Genomic DNA, 20,189 nt, shown 5'->3' with positions numbered 1-20,189 from the left:
CAGGGACGGGGCCTACAGGGGGATGTTGCCGTGCTTCTTCGGCGGCAGCACCTCGCGCTTGCCGCGCAGCGCGCGCAGGCCGCGCACGATGTGCCGGCGGGTCTCGCTCGGCGCGATCACCGCGTCCACGTAGCCGCGCTCGGCCGCCAGGTAGGGGTTCAGCAGGGTGTCCTCGTACGAGGCGATCAGTTCGGCCCGCTTCTCCTCGGCGGTGCCGGCCGCCTCGGCCTCGGCGATCTCCCGGCGGTGCAGGATGTTGACCGCGCCCTGCGCGCCCATCACGGCGATCTGCGCCGTCGGCCAGGCCAGGTTGAGGTCCGCGCCCAGGTGCTTGGAGCCCATGACGTCGTAGGCGCCGCCGAAGGCCTTGCGGGTGATCACGGTGATCAGCGGGACGGTGGCCTCGGCGTAGGCGTAGATCAGCTTGGCGCCGCGCCGGATGATGCCGTCCCACTCCTGCTCGGTGCCGGGCAGGAAGCCGGGCACGTCCACGAAGGTCAGCACCGGGACGTTGAAGGAGTCGCAGGTGCGGATGAAACGGGCGGCCTTCTCGCTGGCGTTGATGTCCAGGCAGCCGGCCAGGTCCATCGGCTGGCTGGCGACGATGCCGACGGACTGGCCCTCGACCCGGCCGAAGCCGGTGATGATGTTGCCCGCGTACAGCGGCTGGGTCTCCAGGAACTCGCCGTCGTCGACGATGTGCTCGATCACCTGGCGCATGTCGTACGGCTGGTTCGCCGAGTCCGGCACGATGGTGTCGAGTTCGAGGTCCTCGTCGGTGACCGTGAGGTCGGCCCGCTCGGGGTAGGACGGCGGGTCGCTCAGGTTGTTGGAGGGCAGGTACGAGAGCAGGCTCTTGACGTACTCGATCGCCTCCTTCTCGTCCGCGGCCAGGTAGTGGGCGTTGCCGGACTTGGTGTTGTGGGTGCGCGCGCCGCCCAGCTCCTCCATCGCGACGTCCTCGCCGGTGACGGTCTTGATGACGTCCGGGCCGGTGATGAACATGTGCGAGGTCCGGTCGGCCATCACCACGAAGTCGGTGATCGCGGGGGAGTACACCGCGCCGCCCGCGCACGGGCCCATGATCAGCGAGATCTGCGGGATGACGCCCGAGGCGTGCACGTTGCGGCGGAAGATCTCGCCGTAGAGGCCGAGCGAGACCACGCCCTCCTGGATCCGGGCGCCGCCGGAGTCGTTGATGCCGATGACCGGGCAGCCGGTCTTCAGCGCGAAGTCCATGACCTTGACGATCTTCTCGCCGAAGACCTCGCCGAGCGAGCCGCCGAAGACGGTGAAGTCCTGGGCGAACACGGCGACCTGGCGGCCGTCCACGGTGCCGTAGCCGGTCACCACGCCGTCGCCGTACGGGCGGGTCCTCTCCTGGCCGAAGTTGGTCGAGCGGTGCCGGGCGAACTCGTCGAACTCCACGAAGGAGTCCTCGTCCAGCAGTTCCACGACCCGCTCACGGGCGGTCAGCTTGCCCTTGGCGTGCTGCTTCTCCACGGCCTTCGCGGAGCCGGAGTGCCCCGCCTCGTCCAGCCTGCGGCGCAGGTCGGCGAGCTTGCCCGCGGTGGTGTGGGGGTCGTACGGCGCCTCGGTCATCCGGTGGCTCTCCCTGATCCATGGCCGACCTGTTCGAGTGCGCGCGGGGCCGGGTGGTGGGCCCGCGCAGGAGGGCAGGGCGGCGCTACGAACTACCGCTGGGTAGCGTAGCCAGCGCGGAGGGCGATCCGGCACGTCCTGGCGTTATGGCCCTCGACACAGTGTGTCCGGCCGCGTTCTGCGGGACGATGGGGCGGACTGCGGACTGCGGACTGCGGACTGCGGCCTGGGGCGCGGCCGGGGGAGCGGCCCCCTAGTCTCGACACCATGACCGCATCCGACACCCCCCGCCGCAGTGGACTGCGCGGCTTCGGCCACGCCGGACCGTCGCCCTGGACCGACCTGGACCGTCCGCCGCTGGACGAGGAGGCGCTGCGCCGGGACCTGCTGGTCCCCGGCGGTCTGTGGACCTCCCTGGACGTCGTCGCCGAGACCGGCTCCACCAACAGCGACCTCGCCGCCCGGGCCAGGGCGGGCGCCGGGCAGGGCGCGGTGCTGGTGGCCGAGGCGCAGAGCGCCGCGCGCGGCCGGCTGGACCGGCAGTGGACCGCCCCGGCCCGCTCCGGGCTGTTCCTGTCCGTCCTGCTGCGCCCCGAGGAGGTGCCGGTCGAGCGCTACGGCTGGCTGCCGATCCTGGCCGGGGTGGCCGTGGCCGGCACGCTCGGCCGGGTCGCCGGGGTCGAGGTCGGGCTGAAGTGGCCCAACGACCTCCAGGTGGAGATCGACGGCGCGGAGCGCAAGCTCGGCGGCATCCTCACCGAGCTGGCCGGCGGCGCGGTGGTGGTCGGCATGGGCCTGAACGTCTCGCTGCGCGCCGCGGAACTGCCCGTCCCCACCGCCGCCTCGCTCGCCCTGGCCGACGCCACGACCACGGACCGGGGCACCCTGCTGCGCGCCCTGCTGCGCGAGTTCGCCGTGCTGTACCGGGAGTGGACGGCCGCCGCCGGCGACCCGCACGCCAGTGACCTGCTGCGCGCCTACGTGGACCGCTGCAGCACGCTCGGCCGCCGGGTGAAGGTGCACCTGCCGGGCGACCGCGAGCTGGTCGGCGAGGCGGTGGCGGTGGACGGCGACGGCCGGCTGGTGGTCCGTACGGCCGACGGCGCACGCCGGGCGGTCGGCGCCGGGGACGTCGTCCACGTGCGCCCCGAGCCCCGCTGAACGGCACTCTTCACCTCCCCTTGACCCGGGCTGATGCCCCGGATCCGACGATTCCGTGCGAACATTCCACCTGGCAGTGGTGTGAGGCGCGCCACTGCCCGCCCGGGTGGCGGACGGCGCGCCCGGACAGGTAGGACACGAGGCGAGTGCGGCGATCGCACGGGGACGGACCGGTGGCAGAGGACGGCGGCAGCGGCGCGACGGGGGGCAGCAACGACCCCACGGTCGCGCTCGAACTGGAACACCTGATCCTGGACGCGCCACGCCGCTACACCCCGTACCAGGCCGCGCGCGCCGCCGACGTCCCGATGGAGCTGGCCACCCGGTTCTGGCGGGCCATGGGCTTCCCCGACATCGGCCAGTCCCGGGCGCTCACCGACGGCGACGTGATCGCGCTGCGGCGGTTGGCCGGCCTGGTCGAGTCCGGGCTGCTCAGCGAGTCGATGGCGATCCAGGTGGCCCGCTCCACCGGCCAGACCACGGCCCGGCTGGCCGGCTGGCAGATGGACACCTTCCTGGAGAACCTCACCCAGTCCGCCGAGCCCGGGCTGACCCGGGCCGACGTCGCGTACCCGCTGGTCGAGCTGCTGCTGCCGGAGCTGGAGCAGTTCCTGGTGTACGTCTGGCGGCGCCAGCTGGCGGCCGTCACCGGCCGGGTGGTGCAGGCCGCCGAGGACAACGAGATCACCAGCGGGCGGCTCGCCGTCGGCTTCGCCGACCTGGTGGGCTTCACCCGGCTGTCCCGGCGGCTGGAGGAGGAGGAGCTCGGCGAGCTGGTCGAGACCTTCGAGAACACCTGCTCGGACCTGATCGCCGGTCAGGGCGGCCGGGTGATCAAGACGCTCGGCGACGAGATCCTCTACGTCTCCGAGGACCCGGCGACCGCCGCCGAGATCGCGCTCAGCCTGATCGAGGCGCTGACCGAGGAGGACACCATCCCGCCGCTGCGGGTCGGCATGGCCTTCGGCACGGTCACCTCGCGGATGGGCGACGTCTTCGGCACCACCGTCAACCTGGCCAGCCGGCTCACCTCGATCGCGCCCAAGGACGCGGTGCTGATCGACGGCGAGTTCGCCGCCGCGCTGGAGCAGAACGGCAGTGTCGCCCCGGCTGACTCCGAGGGGCCGGGCCTGGCGGAGGCGCTGTCGGCCGCGGCCGGGATGCCCGCCTCCGGGCTGCCGATGCCGGGCCCGGACGCCGGGGCCCGGTTCCACCTCCAGCCGATGTGGCGCAGACCGGTGCGGGGCCTCGGGCTGGTCGAGCCCTGGCTGCTCACCCGGCGGCTGAAGGCCGAGTAGGGCCCGGCCCGGCGGGGCCGTCGCGCGGGGCCGGGGGGCGGCCCGACACGCGGGGCCGGGCCATGGCGGGCGACGGCCGGGTGGCGGCCGACGCGCGGGGAAGACGTCCGCGGTGGAGCAGCCCGTGGGCGCGCCCCGCCGAGAGGCGATTCCCATGGGCAGTGCGGCGTTCCGGGCATCAAGCGGTTGAAACCCGTACGGTCTACTGCGGGTCCTTCCGGGCAAACAGGGCATAACCGAACGAAATCGCCCTAGTCTTGGTGCAAGCGGCCGATCGGGTACGGCCGTCCGACGGGGGCCGTCGACGGGGGTCCGGCAGGACCGCGCAGAGGGAGCGAGGCGAGTCGGTGAGCAGTGAGGCGATCATGATGGACCGCGACCACGACTGCGACTGCGGCCGTCCGCGGCACCCCGACCCGCTGCCCGACCTGCGGCTGCAGTCCGTGGTCGAGCTGGCCCAGGACATGGCCGCCGCGATCACCCCGCTGGAGGCCGTCCGGGCCGCCGCCGCCCGGGCCACCGAGGCGCTCGGCGCCACCATGGCCGCCGTCTCGGTCTGGGACCGCGAGTCCGGCCGGCTGCGGGTCCTGGTCAACCACGGCGAACTCGCCCCGGGCGAGGAGGAACTGCCCGAGGACGAGTCGTACCCCGTCGCCGACTTCCCCGAGATCGTCACCTACCTGGAGGAGCGCTGGACCACCGGGCGGCTGCCGCGCGCCTGGCTGCAGAGCGCCGAGAACACCGAGCCGCACGCCGGGCACGCGCACCCGACCGCCGGCGCGTACTGCCAGGAACGCGCCGCGGCGCTGCGCCGGCGCGGGCGGGCCTGCTGCGTGGTCGCGCCGATCGTGCTGCACGGGCAGGCCTGGGGCGAGCTGTACCTCGCCCGCTCGGCCGGGATGCCCGAGTTCACCGACGCCGACGCCGACTACGCGACGCTGCTCGCCGCCCAGGTCTCGGCCGGGCTGGCGCAGACCGAGCGCCTGGCCGACCTGCGCAGGCTCGCCTTCTCCGACCCGCTCACCGGCCTCGCCAACCGCCGAGCGGTCGACGCCCGGCTGGAGAACGCCCTGCTGGCCCACAACCGGGACGACACCGTGGTCTCGCTGGTGGTCTGCGACGTCAACGGGCTGAAGCGGGTCAACGACCGGCTCGGCCACGAGATGGGCGACCGGCTGCTGGAGCGCTTCGCCCACCAGCTCTCGCTGGCCGCCGCCAAGCTCCCCGGCAGCCTCGCCGCCCGGCTCGGCGGCGACGAGTTCTGCCTGCTGGTCGAGGGGCACAAGGCCGACGAAGTGGTCGCCGTCGCCGAGGAGTTGTGCGCCCGGGCGCTCGCGCTGTCCGAGGGGGAGGGGGTGGCCTGCGGCGTCGCCTCCACCGGGGACTCGATCGGGCCGGTCACCACCCCGGACCGGCTGTTCCGGCTCGCCGACGCCGCCCAGTACCGGGCCAAGGCCGCCCGGGCCGCCCACCCCGTGGTCGCCGGACGCAGCCACGGCCCCGGCTTCTCGCCCGACCCCACCGTGCTGCTCGCCGACGCCGCCGACCCGCACCACCGGGCGGACGGGCGGCGCGGGTCGAACGGGCGCGCCGGGGCGGCCGACCGGCGGCGGTTCCGCGGCGCCGCCCACAGCGCCGACCCGGGACAGCTGCTCACCGCCGTCCTCGCCTCCCTCGACCAGGCCGCCGCCGGCCGGGCCGTCCACCCGGCGGACACCCTCGGCAAGCTGGTCGTGGTCGCCGACTCCTCCGCCCGGCTGCTGGACGCCGTGGGCTGGTGGGTCTCGTACGTCCCGCCCGGCTCCCACCTGATGCGCACCGCCCAGCACGCCGTCTACCGGATGACCAGTGGGCCCAGCAGTACCCGCGCGGAGACCCAGCGGGCCCAGATCGAGGCCCCCGACGCGGTCTTCGACCTCCGCCACTACCCGATGACCCGCCGCGCCGTCCGCGGCGGCGCCTTCGCGCTGCGCGCGGGCGCGGCCGGCAACGACCCGGCGGAGGAGGCGATGCTCGTCGTCTCCGGCTACCGGGGCATGATCGCCGCGGGTGGCCAGAACCCGGCCGGCGGCTGGCTGGTGGAGCTCTTCGCCGACGACGCGACCCTCCCGTTGGGCCAGGCGGCGTGCGCCATGCGGGCGCTGGTGGCGGTGGCGCTGGCGGGGCCGGCTTCGCCACCGGCGGTGTGAGGCGCCCGGGTGCTGGTTCAGGCGACCGAACCGCGGCTGGCCGCGGGCGGGTTGAGGGCCCGTAGCGCGGCGTCGACCAGGCGGTCGGCGTGCTCGTGGGTGAGCGGGCCGAGCCGGTACTGCCAGCGGTAGTAGAGCGGGCCGTAGAGGAGTTCGACGGCCAGGTCGAGGTCGGCGTCGGGGGCGATCTGGCCGGCCTCGCGGGCGCTGCGCAGGCGGTCGCGGGTGACGTCCAGCAGCGGGTCCAGCAGGCGGGTGCGGTACTCGGTGTGCAGCGCCGGGTCGTTGAGGATCTCGGCGGCGAGCGCGCGGTAGGTGCGGTCGGTGTCCGGGTCGCCGAGTTCGTCGCTGGTGGGGCGCAGCACGGCGCGCAGGTCGGCGGCGAGGTCGCCGGTGTCGGGGAGGGCGAGGCCGCCCTCGTGCTCGCCGGCGGCGAGGAGGGCGTCGAAGACGACCGCCCCCTTCGACGGCCACCACCGGTAGATGGTCTGCTTGCCGACCCCGGCGCGGGCGGCGATCGCCTCGATGGTCAGCCTGCCGTAGCCGATCTCGGCGACGAGTGCGGCGGCGGCGGTGAGGACGGCGGTGCGCGAGCGTTCGCTGCGGCGGGCCGGGTCGGGGGCGGTTCTGGAGGTCATGGAGAAAATCCTAGGCGAGAAGGCGAGACGAGACGTATTGTCTCTTCTCGACACAGCGAGACGGAACGTCTCGTCTCACCCATCGTCCCCGGAGGTGCCCGTGAACCGCCCCGCACACATCCTGATGGTCTCCGTCCCGGCCCACGGGCACGTCAACCCCAGCCTCGCCGTGATCGCCGAGCTGGTGGCCCGAGGGCACCGGGTCGGCTACGTCAACGACCCCTCCTTCCGCGAGGTCGTCGAGTCCACCGGCGCGGCCTTCGTCCCGTACCCGACGAAGCTGCCGCTCGCCGACGACCCGAGCGGCTGGCCGGAGGACCCGGTGGCGATCCAGGACGTGTTCCTGGACGACGCGCTGTCGATGTGGTCCGTCCTGCTGGAGGCCTTCGAGGAGGACCGCCCGGACCTGGTGCTCTGCGACATCGCGGGCTTCGCCGGGCGGGCGCTCGGCGAGCGGCTGGGGGTGCCGGTGGTGCAGCTGTCGCCCGCCTTCGTCGGCTGGGAGGGCGCCGAGGAGGAGATGGCCGAGGTCTTCGAGGCGGTCCGCAACGGCCCCGGCGGCCCCGGGCACTACCGCCGGTTCGCCGCCTGGCTGGCCGACGCCGGCGCGGTGCAGCGCGACGTGGATGCCTTCAAGGGCCGCCCGGAGCGGGCGATCGCGCTGATCCCGCGCGCGCTCCAGCCCAACGCCGACCGGGTCGACGAGCGGCGGGTCAGCTTCGTCGGACCCTGCTTCGGTGACCGCGCCCACCAGGGGGAGTGGCGGCGGCCGGCCGGCGCCGAGAAGGTGCTGCTGGTCTCGCTGGGCTCGGCCTTCACCCACCAGCCCGCCTTCTACCGGGCCTGCGTGCAGGCCTTCGGCGGGCTGCCGGGCTGGCACACCGTGCTCCAGGTCGGCAGGCACACCGACCTCGCCGAGCTGGGCGAGGTGCCGGACGGCGTCGAGGTGCACCGCTGGGTGCCGCAGCTGTCGGTGCTCTCCCAGGCGGACGCCTTCGTCACCCACGCGGGCATGGGCGGCTCCAGCGAGGGGCTGTTCCACGCCGTGCCGATGATCGCGGTGCCGCAGGCCGCCGACCAGTTCGCCAACGCGGACGCCCTGGTGGGCCTCGGCGTCGCCCGCCGGCTGGACACCGGGGAGGCCACCGCCGAGGCGCTGCGCGCCGCCCTGCTGGAGCTGGTCGGCGATCCGGCGGTGGCCGACCGGCTGCGGGGGCTGTCCGCGGCGGGCCGGGCCGAGGGCGGCACCGCCCGGGCGGCGGACCTGATCGAGGCGGAGCTGATCGAGGTGGAGCTGACGAGGTAGCGGAGGGGAGGGGGCTCGGGGGCCCGGGGTCCGTCCGGAGGGTGGAGAATCCGGATGGCGAGCACCTGTTGTCATATCTTCATTCACCTGATGTGATGGTGTATATGGATATGCACAGTGCTGTGGCCCCCGACGCTCCGCTGGTCCTGGTCGGCAAGGCCGACGTCGGCGCGGAGGACGTGCTGGCCGTCGCCCGGGGCAACGCCCGGGTCGAGATCGACCCCGACGCGCTGGCCGAGATGGCGGCCGCCCGTGCCCGGATCGACGCCCTCGCGGCCGAGCCGCGCCCCGTCTACGGGGTGTCGACCGGCTTCGGCGCGCTCGCCGTGCGCCACATCAGCCCCGAGCTGCGCGCCCAGCTCCAGCGGTCGCTGGTGCGCTCGCACGCCGCCGGCATGGGGCCGGTGGTCGAGCGCGAGGTGGTCCGCGCGCTGGTGTTCCTGCGGATGAAGACGCTGGCCTCCGGCCGCACCGGCGTCCGGCCGCTGGTCGCCGAGACCATGGCCGCCCTGCTCAACGCGGGCATCACCCCCGTGGTGCGGGAGTTCGGCTCGCTCGGCTGCTCCGGCGACCTCGCGCCGCTGTCGCACTGCGCGCTGGTCCTGATGGGCGAGGGCACCGCCACCGGCCCGGACGGCGTGGAGAAGCCCGCCGCCGAACTGCTCGCCGCCGCCGGGATCGAGCCGGTCGAGCTGCTGGAGAAGGAGGGCCTGGCCCTCATCAACGGCACCGACGGCATGCTCGGCATGCTCGTGATGGCCATCGCCGACCTCCAGCGGCTCTTCACCACCGCCGACATCACCGCCGCGATGAGCCTGGAGGCGCTGCTCGGCTCCGACAAGGTGCTCGCCCCCGAACTGCACGCCCCGATCCGCCCCCACCCGGGCCAGGCGCTCAGCGCCGCCAACATGCTCGCCGTCCTCAAGGACTCCGGCCTCACCGGCCACCACCAGGACGACGCGCCGCGGGTCCAGGACGCGTACTCGATCCGCTGCGCCCCGCAGGTGGCCGGCGCCGGCCGGGACACCCTGGCGCACGCCCAGCTGGTCGCCTCGCGCGAGCTGGCCGCCTCGGTGGACAACCCGGTGGTGCTGCCGGACGGCCGGGTGGAGTCCAACGGCAACTTTCACGGCGCCCCGGTCGCGTACGTGCTGGACTTCCTCGCCATCGCCGCCGCCGACCTCGGCTCGATCTCCGAGCGCCGCACCGACCGGCTGCTCGACAAGGCCCGCTCGCACGGCCTGCCGGCCTTCCTGGCCGACGACCCGGGCGTGGACTCCGGTCTGATGATCGCCCAGTACACCCAGGCGGCGCTGGTCAGCGAGAACAAGCGGCTCGCCGTCCCGGCCTCGGTCGACTCGATCCCGTCCTCCGCGATGCAGGAGGACCACGTGTCGATGGGCTGGTCGGCCGCGCGCAAGCTGCGCCAGGCGGTGGCGAACCTCGGCCGCATCCTGGCCGTCGAACTCACCGCCTCCGCCCGCGCGCTGGAGATCCGTCAGCAGGCCGACGGGGTCGGCGGGCTCGCCCCGGCCACCGCGGCCGCGTTGGCCGCCGCCCGGGAGGCCGGGGTCGGCGGCGCCGGCCGCGACCGCTTCCTGTCGCCGGACCTGGAGGCCGCCGCGGCGCTGGTCGCCTCCGGTGAGCTGGTGCGGGCGGTCGAGCGGGTCACCGGCCCGCTGGCCTGAGGTGTCGCGCTCGCCGCGGGGTGGCTGGGGCTCGGGTCCTCTCCCGGGAAGGGAGGACCTAGTCCCAGTCGCTCCGCGACGAGCGCTCCCGGCGGTCGCGGCGGTTGCCCAGCGCGGCCGCGAAGTTGACCCCGACGATGCCCGCCCAGCAGGCCAGCAGCCCGGCGAAGCCGCCGCTCTCGGGGCTGGCGGCGATCGCGCTCAGCGGGATGCCGAGGGCGAGCGAGACCACCGCGAGGCGGTTGCCGGCGCGGCCGGAGCCCCGGGAGCGGTCGTCGCGGTCCAGGTCCCGGCGGGACGGCTCGAAGTCCTCCGTCCGCCGGGCCGCCGACCGGTCGACCCGGGCGTCCATCCGGGCGTCGAGCCGCTTCATGAAGGAGTCGACGAGGGCGTCCTCGTACTCCTTGCCGAGTTCCTTGCGGGCCTGGAGGGTGGCGTCGAGGTCGCGCCGCAGTTCGTCCTGACGAGTGTCCATGGGGACCAGCCTGGGGCAGCCGGGGCGTCCGGTCCATCCGTTCGCGGAGGAATCCGGGCGGACTCAGGGACAATTCAGGGTTTCCCCGAACCCGCGGACCGGGCGGGCCCGCCGAATCCGTCCGATCCGTCCGATCCGTGGGCGTCTCACCAGGCGTCTCATCGGGCGTCCCGCCGTGCGAGACGTCTTTGCCCAGCCGAGGCGCGCTGCTGCACAGTCGACGTCCGAACCGCTCCCATCCGGAGGTACCGCTGATGACCGCCACCGACGAGGCCGGCAGCGTCGGCCCCTCCGCCCGGCTGCTCCAACTGTTCGAGGGGCACCGGCTGACGCCGACCCAGCGCCGGATCGCCCACTCGCTGGTGCGGCACGCCACCGAGGCGCCGTTCCTGTCCAGCGTGGAGGTCGCCGAACTCGCGGGCGTCAGCCAGCCGTCCGTCACCCGGTTCGCGGTCGCGCTCGGGTACGACGGCTACCCGGCGCTGCGCAAGCAGCTGCGCGAACTCGGCGGCGGCGAGCCGGCCGCGCCGGAGAGCCCGGACGACGCGGTGCGCAACGAACACCAGCAGGCGGTGCTCGCCGAGATCGCCCACCTGCGCCACCTCGCCGAACTCCTCGCCGACCCGGCGCCGATCCTCCGGGCCGCCCGGCTGCTCGCCGCCTCCCGCCCGCTGCCGGTGCTCGGGCTGCGGGCCGCCTCGGCGCAGGCGCGCGGCTTCGCGTACTTCGCGTCCAAGGTGCACCCGGACATCCGGCTGCTGGACGAGGGCGGCAGCATGCTCGCCGACCGGCTGGAGCAGGCCCGGGCGGCCGGGGCCAGCGCGCTGCTCTGCTTCGCGCTGCCGCGCTACCCGCGGGAGTTGATGGACGCGCTGACGGTGGCCCGGGAGTGCGGGCTGACGGTGCTCACCGTGGCCGACAGCGCCTTCGCGCCGGTCGCCAAGCTGTCCGACCTGATGCTGCCGGCCGCCGTCGGCACCGGGCTGGTCTTCGACACCGCGTGCGCGCCGATGATGCTCGGCCGGGTGCTGCTGCAGTCCATGTGCGACGAACTCCCTGGCGCGGAGGCCCGCTTGGAGGCGATCGAGCACTCGGCGGCGGCGCGCGGGCTCTTCCTGGAGTAGGCGTGGCCCGGAGTGGGCGCGGCCCGGAGCGGTGGCGGGGGAGTAGCCGTCACAAACCCGGGCATCCCCTCCTACAGGGGGTGCCGCCCATGCGCGTGATCCACGAGATGAAGTTCGTCGCCCGCCTCGCCTCTGGCGCCGACGAATGGTCCTGCCCCACCTGCGGACGCCGCGTCACCCTGCGGCGGCTGCCCGATCCCGAACTGACCGTCCTCGACCCGGGCGACGAGTCCGCCGTCCACGTCGGCGTCATCGAACCCGACGCCCGCTCCGCCGCGGCCGCCGAGAGGTACGGCCTCGGCCCCGTCCAGAACATCCCCCGCCCGCCGTCCCCGCCCGCCCCGGACGCCGCCGACCGCCGCTGGCTCGCCGAGATCGGCATCGACTGGGACGGCGGCGACTGGGACGGCGGCGACGCCGCGGCGTGACTCAGCGGCGCGGGGCGTACAGCGGGAGGCCGGAGGTGTCCAGCTCGGCGGGCAGTGGCGCGGGCAGCGGGACGGGCTCGCCGTACTTGCCGAGCAGGACGCCCTGGTACGCCCCGTCGCGGGGGTGGGTGTGGAGCGCCCAGGTGCCGTTGCGGGGGTCGAGTGCGAGCAGGGCCGGAGCGCCGGCGCTCGCGTACCAGTCCGTCTTGGTGGAGACGGCCTTCACGCCCTCCGAGTTGGAGACCACCTCGACGACGAGGGCCGCCTCGTGGGGATCGGCGAGCCATCGGTCGTCGTTCTCCCGGTCGGTGGGGAGGACGATCAGGTCGGGTGTGGCGTAGTCCTCGTCGTTGCCTGGCATGTAGACCGCTCCTTGGCGCTGGGCCGAGTGGCTGGTGTTCGCCGGGTTCAGGCTAGCGCTCCGAGTCGCTCGACGGCGTGGCTGATCGGATCGGTTCGGGGTCTGGTCGTGAATTGATTGTTTGGTTATATTCAGCCGAAGCAAAGCTGAATGAATCCATCCGCAGGGAGGCCGGGACCATGGTGCAGCAGCAGGCGAGCGGGCCGCGTGAGGTGCGCGCGGCGCGGGGGACGGGGCTGACGGCGCAGGGGTGGCAGCAGGAGGCCGCCCTGCGGATGCTGATGAACAACCTCGACCCGGAGGTGGCCGAGCACCCGTCGAAGCTGGTGGTGTACGGCGGGACGGGCAAGGCGGCGCGGGACTGGCGGTCCTTCGACGCCATGGTGCGGACGCTGGAGGGGCTGAAGCAGGACGAGACCATGCTGGTCCAGTCCGGCCGCCCGGTCGGCGTGATGCGGACCCACGAGTGGGCGCCGCGGGTGCTGATCGCCAACTCCAACCTGGTCGGCGACTGGGCCAACTGGGAGGAGTTCCGCCGGCTGGAGAGCCTCGGGCTCACCATGTACGGGCAGATGACCGCCGGCTCGTGGATCTACATCGGCACCCAGGGCATCCTCCAGGGCACCTACGAGACCTTCGCGGCCGTCGCCGACAAGCGCTTCGAAGGGACGCTGGAGGGCACCATCACCCTCACCGCCGGCCTCGGCGGGATGGGCGGCGCCCAGCCGCTGGCCGTCACCATGAACGGCGGCGTGGCGATCTGCATCGACTGCGACCCGTCCCGGATCGCCCGCCGGATCGAGCACCGCTACCTGGACGTCGAGGCCAAGGACCTCGCCCACGCGCTGGAGCTCGCCACCGCCGCCCGCGACAAGCGGCAGCCGCTCTCCATCGGCGTGCTGGGCAACGCCGCCGAGCTGGTCCCGCAGCTGCTCGCGATGGACGCGCCGATCGACATCGTCACCGACCAGACCAGCGCCCACGACCCGCTGGCCTACCTGCCGGTCGGCGTGGCCTTCGAGGACATGGCCGACTACGCGGCCGCCAAGCCCGCCGAGTTCACCCAGCGGGCGCGCGAGTCGATGGCCCGGCACGTCGAGGCGATGGTCGGCTTCCTGGACCGCGGCGCCGAGGTCTTCGACTACGGCAACTCGATCCGCGGCGAGGCCCAACTGGCCGGGTACGACCGCGCGTTCGCCTTCCCGGGCTTCGTCCCGGCGTACATCCGCCCGCTGTTCTGCGAGGGCAAGGGCCCGTTCCGCTGGGCCGCGCTGTCCGGCGACCCGCAGGACATCGCCAAGACCGACAAGGCCGTCCTCGACCTCTTCCCGGAGAACGAGTCGCTGGCCCGCTGGATCCGGCTGGCCCAGGAGAAGGTGCACTTCCAGGGCCTGCCGGCGCGGATCTGCTGGCTCGGCTACGGCGAGCGCGACAAGGCCGGGGAGCGCTTCAACGACATGGTCGCCTCCGGCGAGCTGTCCGCGCCGATCGTGATCGGCCGCGACCACCTGGACTGCGGCTCGGTCGCCTCCCCGTACCGGGAGACCGAGGCGATGCTGGACGGCTCGGACGCGATCGCCGACTGGCCGCTGCTCAACGCCATGGTCAACGTGGCCTCCGGCGCCTCCTGGGTCTCCATCCACCACGGCGGCGGCGTCGGCATCGGCCGCTCGATCCACGCCGGCCAGGTCACCGTCGCCGACGGCACCGCGCTGGCCGGGGAGAAGATCCGCCGGGTGCTCACCAACGACCCGGGCATGGGCGTCATCCGGCACGTGGACGCCGGGTACGACCGGGCCGCCGAGGTCGCCGACGAGCGTGGCGTGCGCATCCCCATGAACGAGCACGGCCCGATGAACGAGCACGGCCCGACGGGTGAGCTGTGACGGCCTCGTCCTTCGAACAGATGTGGGCGGAGCTGCTCCCGGTGGGCCGCTCCGCCGCCTCCGGCGGCTACCGCCGCTTCGCCTGGAACTCCGCCGACGCCGAGTGCCGCGCCTGGTTCGAGCAGCAGGCCCGCGACCGCGGTCTGGCGTACGAGCTGGACCGCAACGGCAACCAGTGGGCCTGGCTGGGCGACCGGACGGCGCCGGGAGCGGTCGTCACCGGCTCGCACCTGGACTCCGTCCCGGACGGCGGCGCCTTCGACGGCCCGCTCGGCGTGGTCTCCTCCTTCGCCGCGCTGGACGAACTGCGCGCCCGCGGAGCCGAGTTCACCAAGCCGCTGGCGATCGTCAACTTCGGTGACGAGGAGGGCGCCCGGTTCGGCGTGGCCTGCATCGGCTCCCGGCTGACCTCCGGCGTGCTCAGCCGCGAGCAGGCGTACGAGCTGCGCGACGCCGACGGCGTCCGGCTGCCCGACGCGATGGAACGGGCCGGCTACGACCCGACCGGGATCGGCGCGGACGACGACCGGCTGGCCCGGATCGGTGCCTTCGTCGAGCTCCACGTCGAGCAGGGCCGCTGCCTCGCCGAGGGGCAGCCGGTCGGTGTGGCCGGGGCGATCTGGCCGCACGGCCGCTGGCGGTTCGACTTCCACGGCGAGGCCAACCACGCCGGGACCACCCGGATCGAGGACCGCCGCGACCCGATGCTGACCTACGCCAACACCGTGCTCGCCGCCCGCAAGAAGGCGAAGCTGGCGGGCGCGCTGGCCACCTTCGGCAAGGTCGCCGTCGAGCCCAACGGCACCAACGCCATCGCCTCGCTGGTGCGCGGCTGGCTGGACTCCCGGGCGGCCGACGAGCGCACCCTCACCGAGCTGGTCGCCGAGATCGAGCGGGCCGCCGCCGAGCGCGGCGGGCGCGACGGCGTCCGGGTCGAGCTGACCCGCGAGTCCTACACCCCGGTGGTGGACTTCGACGGGCCGCTGCGCGACCGGCTGGCCAAGCTGCTGGACGCCCCGGTGCTGCCCACCGGCGCGGGACACGACGCCGGCATCCTGGCCTCCGCGGTCCCGACCGCCATGCTGTTCGTGCGCAACCCCACCGGCGTCTCGCACTCCCCGGCCGAGCACGCCGAGCGGGCCGACTGCCTGGCCGGGGTCGCCGCCCTCGCCGACGTACTGGAGGACCTGGCGTGTCAGTGACCCCGTCGACCCCCGTGGCGTACTGGGCGCAGTACGCCTGGCTGCCGTACGACAACGGGCCGGTGGTCGAGCAGGACGTGCTGATCACCACCGGCCCCGGCGGGACGATCGCCGCCGTCACCCCGGACAGCGGCCCCTGCCCGCCCGGCGCCGTCCGGCTGGCCGGGCTGCTGCTGCCCGGCCAGGCCAACGCCCACTCGCACGCCTTCCACCGGGCGCTGCGCGGGCACGTGCAGGTCGGCTCCGGCACCTTCTGGACCTGGCGCGACACCATGTACCGGTTCGCCGGCGCGCTGGACCCGGACAGCTACCTGGAGCTCGCCACCGCCGTCTACGCCGAGATGGCGCTGGCCGGCATCAGCGCCGTCGGCGAGTTCCACTACCTGCACCACGCGCCCGGCGGCGCCCGTTACAGCGACCCGAACGCGATGGGCGAGGCGCTGATCGAGGCCGCCGCGCGGGCCGGCATCCGGCTCACCCTGCTGGACACCTGCTACCTGTCCTCCGGCTTCGGCGCCGAGCCGACCCACCCGCAGCTGCGGTTCAGCGACGGCGACGCCGAGGCTTGGGCCGTCCGGGCGGACGCGCTCAAGCCGCGCGAGCACGCCCGGATCGGCGCGGCCGTCCACTCGGTCCGGGCCGTCCCGGCCGGGCAGTTGGGCACCGTCGCGCACTGGGCGGCGACGCGCGAGGCGCCGCTGCACGTCCACCTGTCCGAGCAGACCGCCGAGAACGACGCCTGCCTCGCCGCGCACGGCGTCACCCCGACCCGGCTGCTCGCCGACCACGGCGTGCTCGGCCCGCGCACCTCGGCCGTGCACGCCACCCACCTCACCGACGAGGACGTCGAGCTCCTCGCCGGCTCCTCCACCACCGTCTGCATGTGCCCCACCACCGAGCGGGACCTCGCGGACGGCATCGGCCCGGCCCGCCGACTGGCCTCGGCGGGAAGCCCGATCAGCCTGGGCAGCGACAGCCACGCGGTGATCGACCCGTTCGAGGAGGCCCGGGCGCTGGAGCTGGACGAGCGGCTGCGCACCCGGACCCGCGGCCACTGGACGGCGAACGCGCTGCTGCGGGCCGGCACCGAGGACGGGCACGCCTCGCTGGGCTGGCCCGAGGCCGGGCGGGTCGAGGCCGGGGCGCTCGCCGACTTCACGGTGATCGCGCTGGACACCGTCCGTACGGCGGGACCGCCGCCCCGGCTCGGCGCCGAGATCGCCGTCTTCGCGGCCTCGGCGGCGGACGTACGGCACGTGGTCGTCGGCGGGCGGCACGTGGTGCGGGACGGCGTGCACCAGCTGGTGGACGACGTGCCGGGGGCGCTGCGCTCCGCGATCGGCGCGCTGAACAGCTGACGTTTCCAACCTCCTCAGGAAGGCGTTGTCTTGAGCACCAGGACCACCTTGATCACGGGCATCGGCAGCCTGGTCACCAACGACCCCGGGCAGGGCGCCGGGCCGCTCGGCCTGCTCACCGACGCGGCCGTGGTGGTCGACGGCGGTACCGTCGCCTGGGTCGGCCCGGCCGCGCAGGCCCCGGCGGCGGACGAGCGCTTCGACGCCGGAGGCCGGGCCCTGCTGCCCGGCTTCGTCGACTCGCACGCCCACCTGGTGTTCGCGGGGGACCGTACGGCCGAGTTCAACGCCCGGATGTCCGGGCAGGCGTACTCGGCGGGCGGCATCCGGACCACGGTGGCGGCTACGCGGGCCGCTTCGGATGCCGAACTGGAGGCCAACCTGGCCGGGTTCGTCCGGGAGGCGGTGCGCCAGGGCACCACCACCATCGAGTGCAAGTCCGGCTACGGGCTGACGGTCGAGGACGAGGCGCGGGCGCTGCGGATCGCCGCCGGGTACACCCCGGAGACGACATACCTGGGGGCCCACGTGGTCGCCCCCGAGTACGCCGAGGACCCGGCGGCGTATGTGGACCTGGTCACCGGCGAGATGCTGGACGCCTGTGCGCCGCACGCCCGTTGGGTGGACGTGTTCTGCGAGAAGGGCGCCTTCGACGGGGACCAGGCGCGGGCTGTTCTGACGGCGGGGATCGAGAAGGGCCTCACGCCGCGCGTGCACGCCAACCAGCTCACCTACGGGCCGGGCGTGCAGCTGGCGGTGGAGCTGGGGGCCGCCTCGGCGGACCACTGCACCCACCTGACGGACGAGGACGTGGCGGCGCTGGCGGGGTCGGCGACGGTCGCGACGCTGCTGCCGGGGGCGGAGTTCTCGACGCGGGCCGAGTACCCGAGCGGGCGCAGGTTGTTGGACGCGGGCGCGGTGGTGGCGCTGTCGACGGACTGCAACCCGGGCTCCAGTTTTACGAGTTCGATGGCGTTCTGTATCGCGGTGGCGGTGCGGGAGATGGGGATGACGCCGGACGAGGCCGTCTGGGCGGCCACGGCGGGCGGCGCCCACGCGCTGCGGCGCACGGACGTGGGGGTGATCGCTCCTGGCGCCCGCGCGGACCTGCTACTGCTGGACGCGCCGTCGCACGTCCACCTGGCCTACCGCCCGGGCGTGCCGCTCACGGCGGCGGTCTGGCGGGCGGGCGTTCGGGAGGTCTGAGCCTTTGGGTGGCAGACGGCCCCCGTGCCCCCGTGATGGCGGGCACGGGGGCTCTTCGCTAGTCGAACTCGCCGTCCTTGGCGCCCTGGAGGAAGTCGGCGAGGTTGAGGCGGGTGGTGCGGACGGTGACATCGCCCTCGTCGGACTCGCGTACTTCGACCAAACCGTCGATGGACCGCACCTCGACGCAGTTGTCGCTTGCGGCAGAGTAGCTGGACTTCTGCCACGCGGAGCTAGACATGCTGGCCTGCCATTTCTTCCTTGATCGACTGCAGGAGGTCACGTGACTTCTCCTCGGAGAGTGCCGTGGAGTCCATCATGGCAAGGAGAGCGCGGAACCTCGTGAGGTGGGCGGGGCTGTCGAAGAGCTGGCCGCCATGGCCTGTGTCCATCTGCGCGGCGTCGAGGTCCGTTATGGGCCCTTCGGCATAGATGAAGTTCTCGCACGGGCTCGGGACAGCACCGGAGGCGAACGGTACGACTCGGACCGAGATGCTGGGCTGTTCCGAGTCGGCGAGGAGTGCCTCGATCTGTTCGATGTTGACCTTCGGATCACTGAACTGCATGCGCAGGGCAGCCTCGTGGATGAAGGCCGTATACGGCGTCGCTCCGGATCGGACGATGCGCTGTCGCTGCATGCGAAAGGCCGTCTTGAGATCGACCTCGTGACGCAGCGGTGGCGGGTAGGCCTGAGCGAACAACGCTGCCGTGTAGGCGCCGACTTGGAGTAGGCCAGGCACGAAGGTGGTCCCGTAGGTCGAGAGCCTCCGAGCGTGACCCTCCAGTTCGGCGACGTCGAGGAAGTCTGCTGCCAGAGTCTCCCGATACTCCTCCCACCATCCGGGCTTGCCTCGCTCGGTGATGATGTCGGCGAGCGCGTCGATCAGCGGCTGGTTGGAGCACATGCATGTCGTGGCGATCGTGTGCAACCGCTCCACGCTGATGCCGATTCTTCCGGCCTCCATCTGCGTCACCTGCGCTGGGCTCATACCGACGAGGCGGCCGAGCTCGCTGCCACCGAAGCTGGCCTGCTCACGCATCCTTCGCAGCTCTGCACCGAGCCGTCGCTGACGGAGCGTCGGGTTTGCGCGTGGAGCCATGACTTCCTTCCGGGGTGGGTCGCCCCCAGTCTGCCGCGCGTCTTGCCGGTCGGTCCATCTGGGGCGGCCAGTACCACGATAGAGGGAAGATCTGAGCTTGGGGTAAAACTTGATCTCATCTTGGGCTATCGTCATTCTCAGATCGATCCGACGGATCGTCAGTAATGCCTGCATCCACGGCAGTAGGCGCCTGCTGCCCGCGCACCGAAGAGCAACCGCCGCCCCGGCCTGGCTCACGGCGACGACCGTCATCCCCCCTCCCCACACCACAGCCTCACGGAGGTTCCCGTGTGCACCCGTAACACCCCCTCGCTCACCCTCTCCCGCCAGGCCCTGCGGGACGCCATGACCCACAGCGGCGGCTGGGACGGCGACACCATCTTCAACGCCGAACTCGCCCTGATGGAGCTCGTCGTCAACGCCTGGCGGCACGGCGACACCCCCGCGCCCGTCGTCTGGTTCTCCGTCCTCGGCCGCACCCTCCGGGTCACCGTCTCCGACGAGAGCGACGCCCTCCCCCAGCAGCGAACCCCCACCGACTCCGCCGAGTCCGGCCGGGGCCTCCAGCTCGTCGCCGGGCTCACCCACCGCTGGGGCGTCGACCCGCAGAAGCGCGGCAAAACCATCTGGTACGAGCTGGACTCCCACGCGTGACCCGCGACCCCGTCCTGCCGGAGGACCCCCGGATGCGCGACTACACCAAGCCCCACCTCATGGCCCTCCTAGGCGAGTTGCACCGGCGCGGCCTGCCGCACGGGCTCCTCTGGGGGTCCGCCTCGCCGGGCGAGACCACCATCGACGGACGTGTCCTGATCGACTTCGGGAACGCTCCGGTGAGCACGCTGCTCAACCTCCTTCACCTGCTCCGCGACCTGGACGACGACGACGAGGCGTGGCACCGGTGAGGTTCTTCGTCGGCGCGGCCCTCCTCGCCCTCCTCGCCCTCGCGATCGCCACCGTGGCCCTCGGCGTCGTCGTGACCCTCAGGATGCCCCGCCCCGAGGGCCACGACGAGCAGCACTGAAAACACGCGAAGGCCCTCGCCCACCCCTTGGGTTCAAGGGGTCGTCGCAACACCGCTTGGTTTCAGACGGTGAGTAGATCACGTAGACGCGCGGGGGGGGGTTGCCACCCCGGCGGCGGGCGGGGGGGGGCGGTGTGGAGCGG

19 protein-coding genes and 1 pseudogene are annotated in these 20,189 nt (G+C 73.5%); 14 read left to right on the top strand and 6 right to left on the bottom strand.

Annotated features, from left to right (window positions below; genetic code table 11):
- Positions 1–12: 12 nt before the first annotated feature.
- Positions 13–1,602 carry an acyl-CoA carboxylase subunit beta gene (locus ACFRAR_RS24380; RefSeq protein WP_380700289.1) on the bottom strand — a complete coding sequence of 530 codons (1,590 nt, stop codon included), beginning with the start codon at positions 1,600–1,602 and terminating at the stop codon, positions 13–15.
- Positions 1,603–1,869: 267 nt separating this feature from the next.
- On the opposite strand from ACFRAR_RS24380, the gene ACFRAR_RS24375 reads away from it, so the two are divergent.
- The 3 genes and pseudogenes from ACFRAR_RS24375 to ACFRAR_RS24365 all read left to right on the top strand — a co-directional run.
- Positions 1,870–2,763: a biotin--[acetyl-CoA-carboxylase] ligase gene (locus ACFRAR_RS24375; protein ID WP_380700288.1), complete on the top strand. Its 894-nt coding sequence runs from the start codon at positions 1,870–1,872 to the stop codon at positions 2,761–2,763.
- A 173-nt stretch (positions 2,764–2,936) separates the two neighbouring features.
- The gene (locus ACFRAR_RS24370; RefSeq protein WP_380700287.1) at positions 2,937–4,061 is read left to right on the top strand and encodes an adenylate/guanylate cyclase domain-containing protein; all 1,125 of its coding nucleotides are present in this window, start codon (positions 2,937–2,939) and stop codon (positions 4,059–4,061) included.
- 464 nt (positions 4,062–4,525) lie between these two features.
- Positions 4,526–5,659, top strand: a pseudogene (locus ACFRAR_RS24365) (diguanylate cyclase domain-containing protein); the annotation flags it as partial.
- 608 nt (positions 5,660–6,267) lie between these two features.
- Here the strand turns inward: ACFRAR_RS24365 and ACFRAR_RS24360 are convergent.
- On the bottom strand, positions 6,268–6,888 hold the full coding sequence (locus tag ACFRAR_RS24360; protein WP_380700286.1) for a TetR/AcrR family transcriptional regulator: 621 nt from the start codon (positions 6,886–6,888) through the stop codon (positions 6,268–6,270).
- 124 nt (positions 6,889–7,012) lie between these two features.
- Between ACFRAR_RS24360 and ACFRAR_RS24355 the strand changes: the two genes are divergently transcribed.
- Both ACFRAR_RS24355 and hutH read left to right on the top strand, forming a co-directional pair.
- Complete coding sequence (locus ACFRAR_RS24355) at positions 7,013–8,194, top strand: macrolide family glycosyltransferase (protein WP_380700318.1); 1,182 nt, start codon at positions 7,013–7,015, stop codon at positions 8,192–8,194.
- A 110-nt stretch (positions 8,195–8,304) separates the two neighbouring features.
- Positions 8,305–9,882 carry a histidine ammonia-lyase gene (hutH, locus tag ACFRAR_RS24350; RefSeq protein WP_380700285.1) on the top strand — a complete coding sequence of 526 codons (1,578 nt, stop codon included), beginning with the start codon at positions 8,305–8,307 and terminating at the stop codon, positions 9,880–9,882.
- A 58-nt stretch (positions 9,883–9,940) separates the two neighbouring features.
- Here the strand turns inward: hutH and ACFRAR_RS24345 are convergent, their stop codons facing one another.
- Positions 9,941–10,357 (bottom strand): hypothetical protein, encoded by a 417-nt coding sequence (locus tag ACFRAR_RS24345; RefSeq protein WP_380700284.1) that lies wholly within the window; start codon positions 10,355–10,357, stop codon positions 9,941–9,943.
- A gap of 254 nt (positions 10,358–10,611) precedes the next feature.
- On the opposite strand from ACFRAR_RS24345, the gene ACFRAR_RS24340 reads away from it, so the two are divergent.
- Positions 10,612–11,481, top strand: a complete 870-nt coding sequence (locus tag ACFRAR_RS24340; protein WP_380700283.1) for a MurR/RpiR family transcriptional regulator — start codon at positions 10,612–10,614, stop codon at positions 11,479–11,481.
- Positions 11,482–11,570: 89 nt separating this feature from the next.
- Complete coding sequence (locus ACFRAR_RS24335) at positions 11,571–11,909, top strand: hypothetical protein (RefSeq protein ID WP_380700282.1); 339 nt, start codon at positions 11,571–11,573, stop codon at positions 11,907–11,909.
- 1 nt (position 11,910) lies between these two features.
- Here ACFRAR_RS24335 and ACFRAR_RS24330 read toward each other — a convergent pair whose 3' ends face one another.
- Positions 11,911–12,270: a Uma2 family endonuclease gene (locus ACFRAR_RS24330; RefSeq protein ID WP_380700281.1), complete on the bottom strand. Its 360-nt coding sequence runs from the start codon at positions 12,268–12,270 to the stop codon at positions 11,911–11,913.
- Positions 12,271–12,449: 179 nt separating this feature from the next.
- Here ACFRAR_RS24330 and hutU point away from each other — a divergent pair, with 179 nt between their 5' ends.
- The 4 genes from hutU to hutI are packed head-to-tail and all read left to right on the top strand — an operon-like array spanning position 12,450 to position 17,922.
- The gene (hutU, locus tag ACFRAR_RS24325; protein ID WP_380700280.1) at positions 12,450–14,156 is read left to right on the top strand and encodes a urocanate hydratase; all 1,707 of its coding nucleotides are present in this window, start codon (positions 12,450–12,452) and stop codon (positions 14,154–14,156) included.
- A 20-nt stretch (positions 14,157–14,176) separates the two neighbouring features.
- Positions 14,177–15,358 carry an allantoate amidohydrolase gene (locus ACFRAR_RS24320; RefSeq protein ID WP_380700317.1) on the top strand — a complete coding sequence of 394 codons (1,182 nt, stop codon included), beginning with the start codon at positions 14,177–14,179 and terminating at the stop codon, positions 15,356–15,358.
- Complete coding sequence (locus ACFRAR_RS24315) at positions 15,349–16,716, top strand: formimidoylglutamate deiminase (protein WP_380700279.1); 1,368 nt, start codon at positions 15,349–15,351, stop codon at positions 16,714–16,716. The genes ACFRAR_RS24320 and ACFRAR_RS24315 overlap by 10 nt, the downstream gene beginning before the upstream one ends.
- Positions 16,717–16,746: 30 nt before the next feature.
- Entirely contained in the window at positions 16,747–17,922 is a 1,176-nt protein-coding gene (gene hutI, locus ACFRAR_RS24310; protein ID WP_380700278.1) for an imidazolonepropionase, read from the top strand.
- A 58-nt stretch (positions 17,923–17,980) separates the two neighbouring features.
- Here hutI and ACFRAR_RS24305 read toward each other — a convergent pair whose 3' ends face one another.
- Both ACFRAR_RS24305 and ACFRAR_RS24300 read right to left on the bottom strand, forming a co-directional pair.
- Entirely contained in the window at positions 17,981–18,163 is a 183-nt protein-coding gene (locus ACFRAR_RS24305) for a DUF397 domain-containing protein (protein ID WP_380700277.1), read from the bottom strand.
- The gene (locus ACFRAR_RS24300) at positions 18,156–19,022 is read right to left on the bottom strand and encodes a helix-turn-helix domain-containing protein (protein ID WP_380700316.1); all 867 of its coding nucleotides are present in this window, start codon (positions 19,020–19,022) and stop codon (positions 18,156–18,158) included. Before ACFRAR_RS24300 ends, ACFRAR_RS24305 begins: the two co-directional genes overlap by 8 nt.
- Before the next feature lie 288 nt (positions 19,023–19,310).
- Here ACFRAR_RS24300 and ACFRAR_RS24295 point away from each other — a divergent pair, with 288 nt between their 5' ends.
- From ACFRAR_RS24295 to ACFRAR_RS24285, 3 genes are read left to right on the top strand one after another with little or no spacing between them, the layout of a single operon-like run.
- Positions 19,311–19,676 carry an ATP-binding protein gene (locus ACFRAR_RS24295; RefSeq protein ID WP_380700276.1) on the top strand — a complete coding sequence of 122 codons (366 nt, stop codon included), beginning with the start codon at positions 19,311–19,313 and terminating at the stop codon, positions 19,674–19,676.
- A complete protein-coding gene (locus ACFRAR_RS24290; protein WP_380700275.1) occupies positions 19,673–19,927 on the top strand; it encodes a hypothetical protein in 255 nt (84 codons plus the stop codon). The genes ACFRAR_RS24295 and ACFRAR_RS24290 overlap by 4 nt, the downstream gene beginning before the upstream one ends.
- Positions 19,924–20,046 (top strand): hypothetical protein, encoded by a 123-nt coding sequence (locus ACFRAR_RS24285; RefSeq protein ID WP_380700274.1) that lies wholly within the window; start codon positions 19,924–19,926, stop codon positions 20,044–20,046. Before ACFRAR_RS24290 ends, ACFRAR_RS24285 begins: the two co-directional genes overlap by 4 nt.
- Positions 20,047–20,189 lie beyond the last annotated feature (143 nt).

Source organism: Kitasatospora sp. NPDC056651 (assembly GCF_042792155.1).
In the GTDB taxonomy this organism is placed as follows: domain Bacteria; phylum Actinomycetota; class Actinomycetes; order Streptomycetales; family Streptomycetaceae; genus Kitasatospora.
Note: the sequence above shows the minus strand (reverse complement) of the source record. Positions and strands in the feature narration are given on the sequence as shown.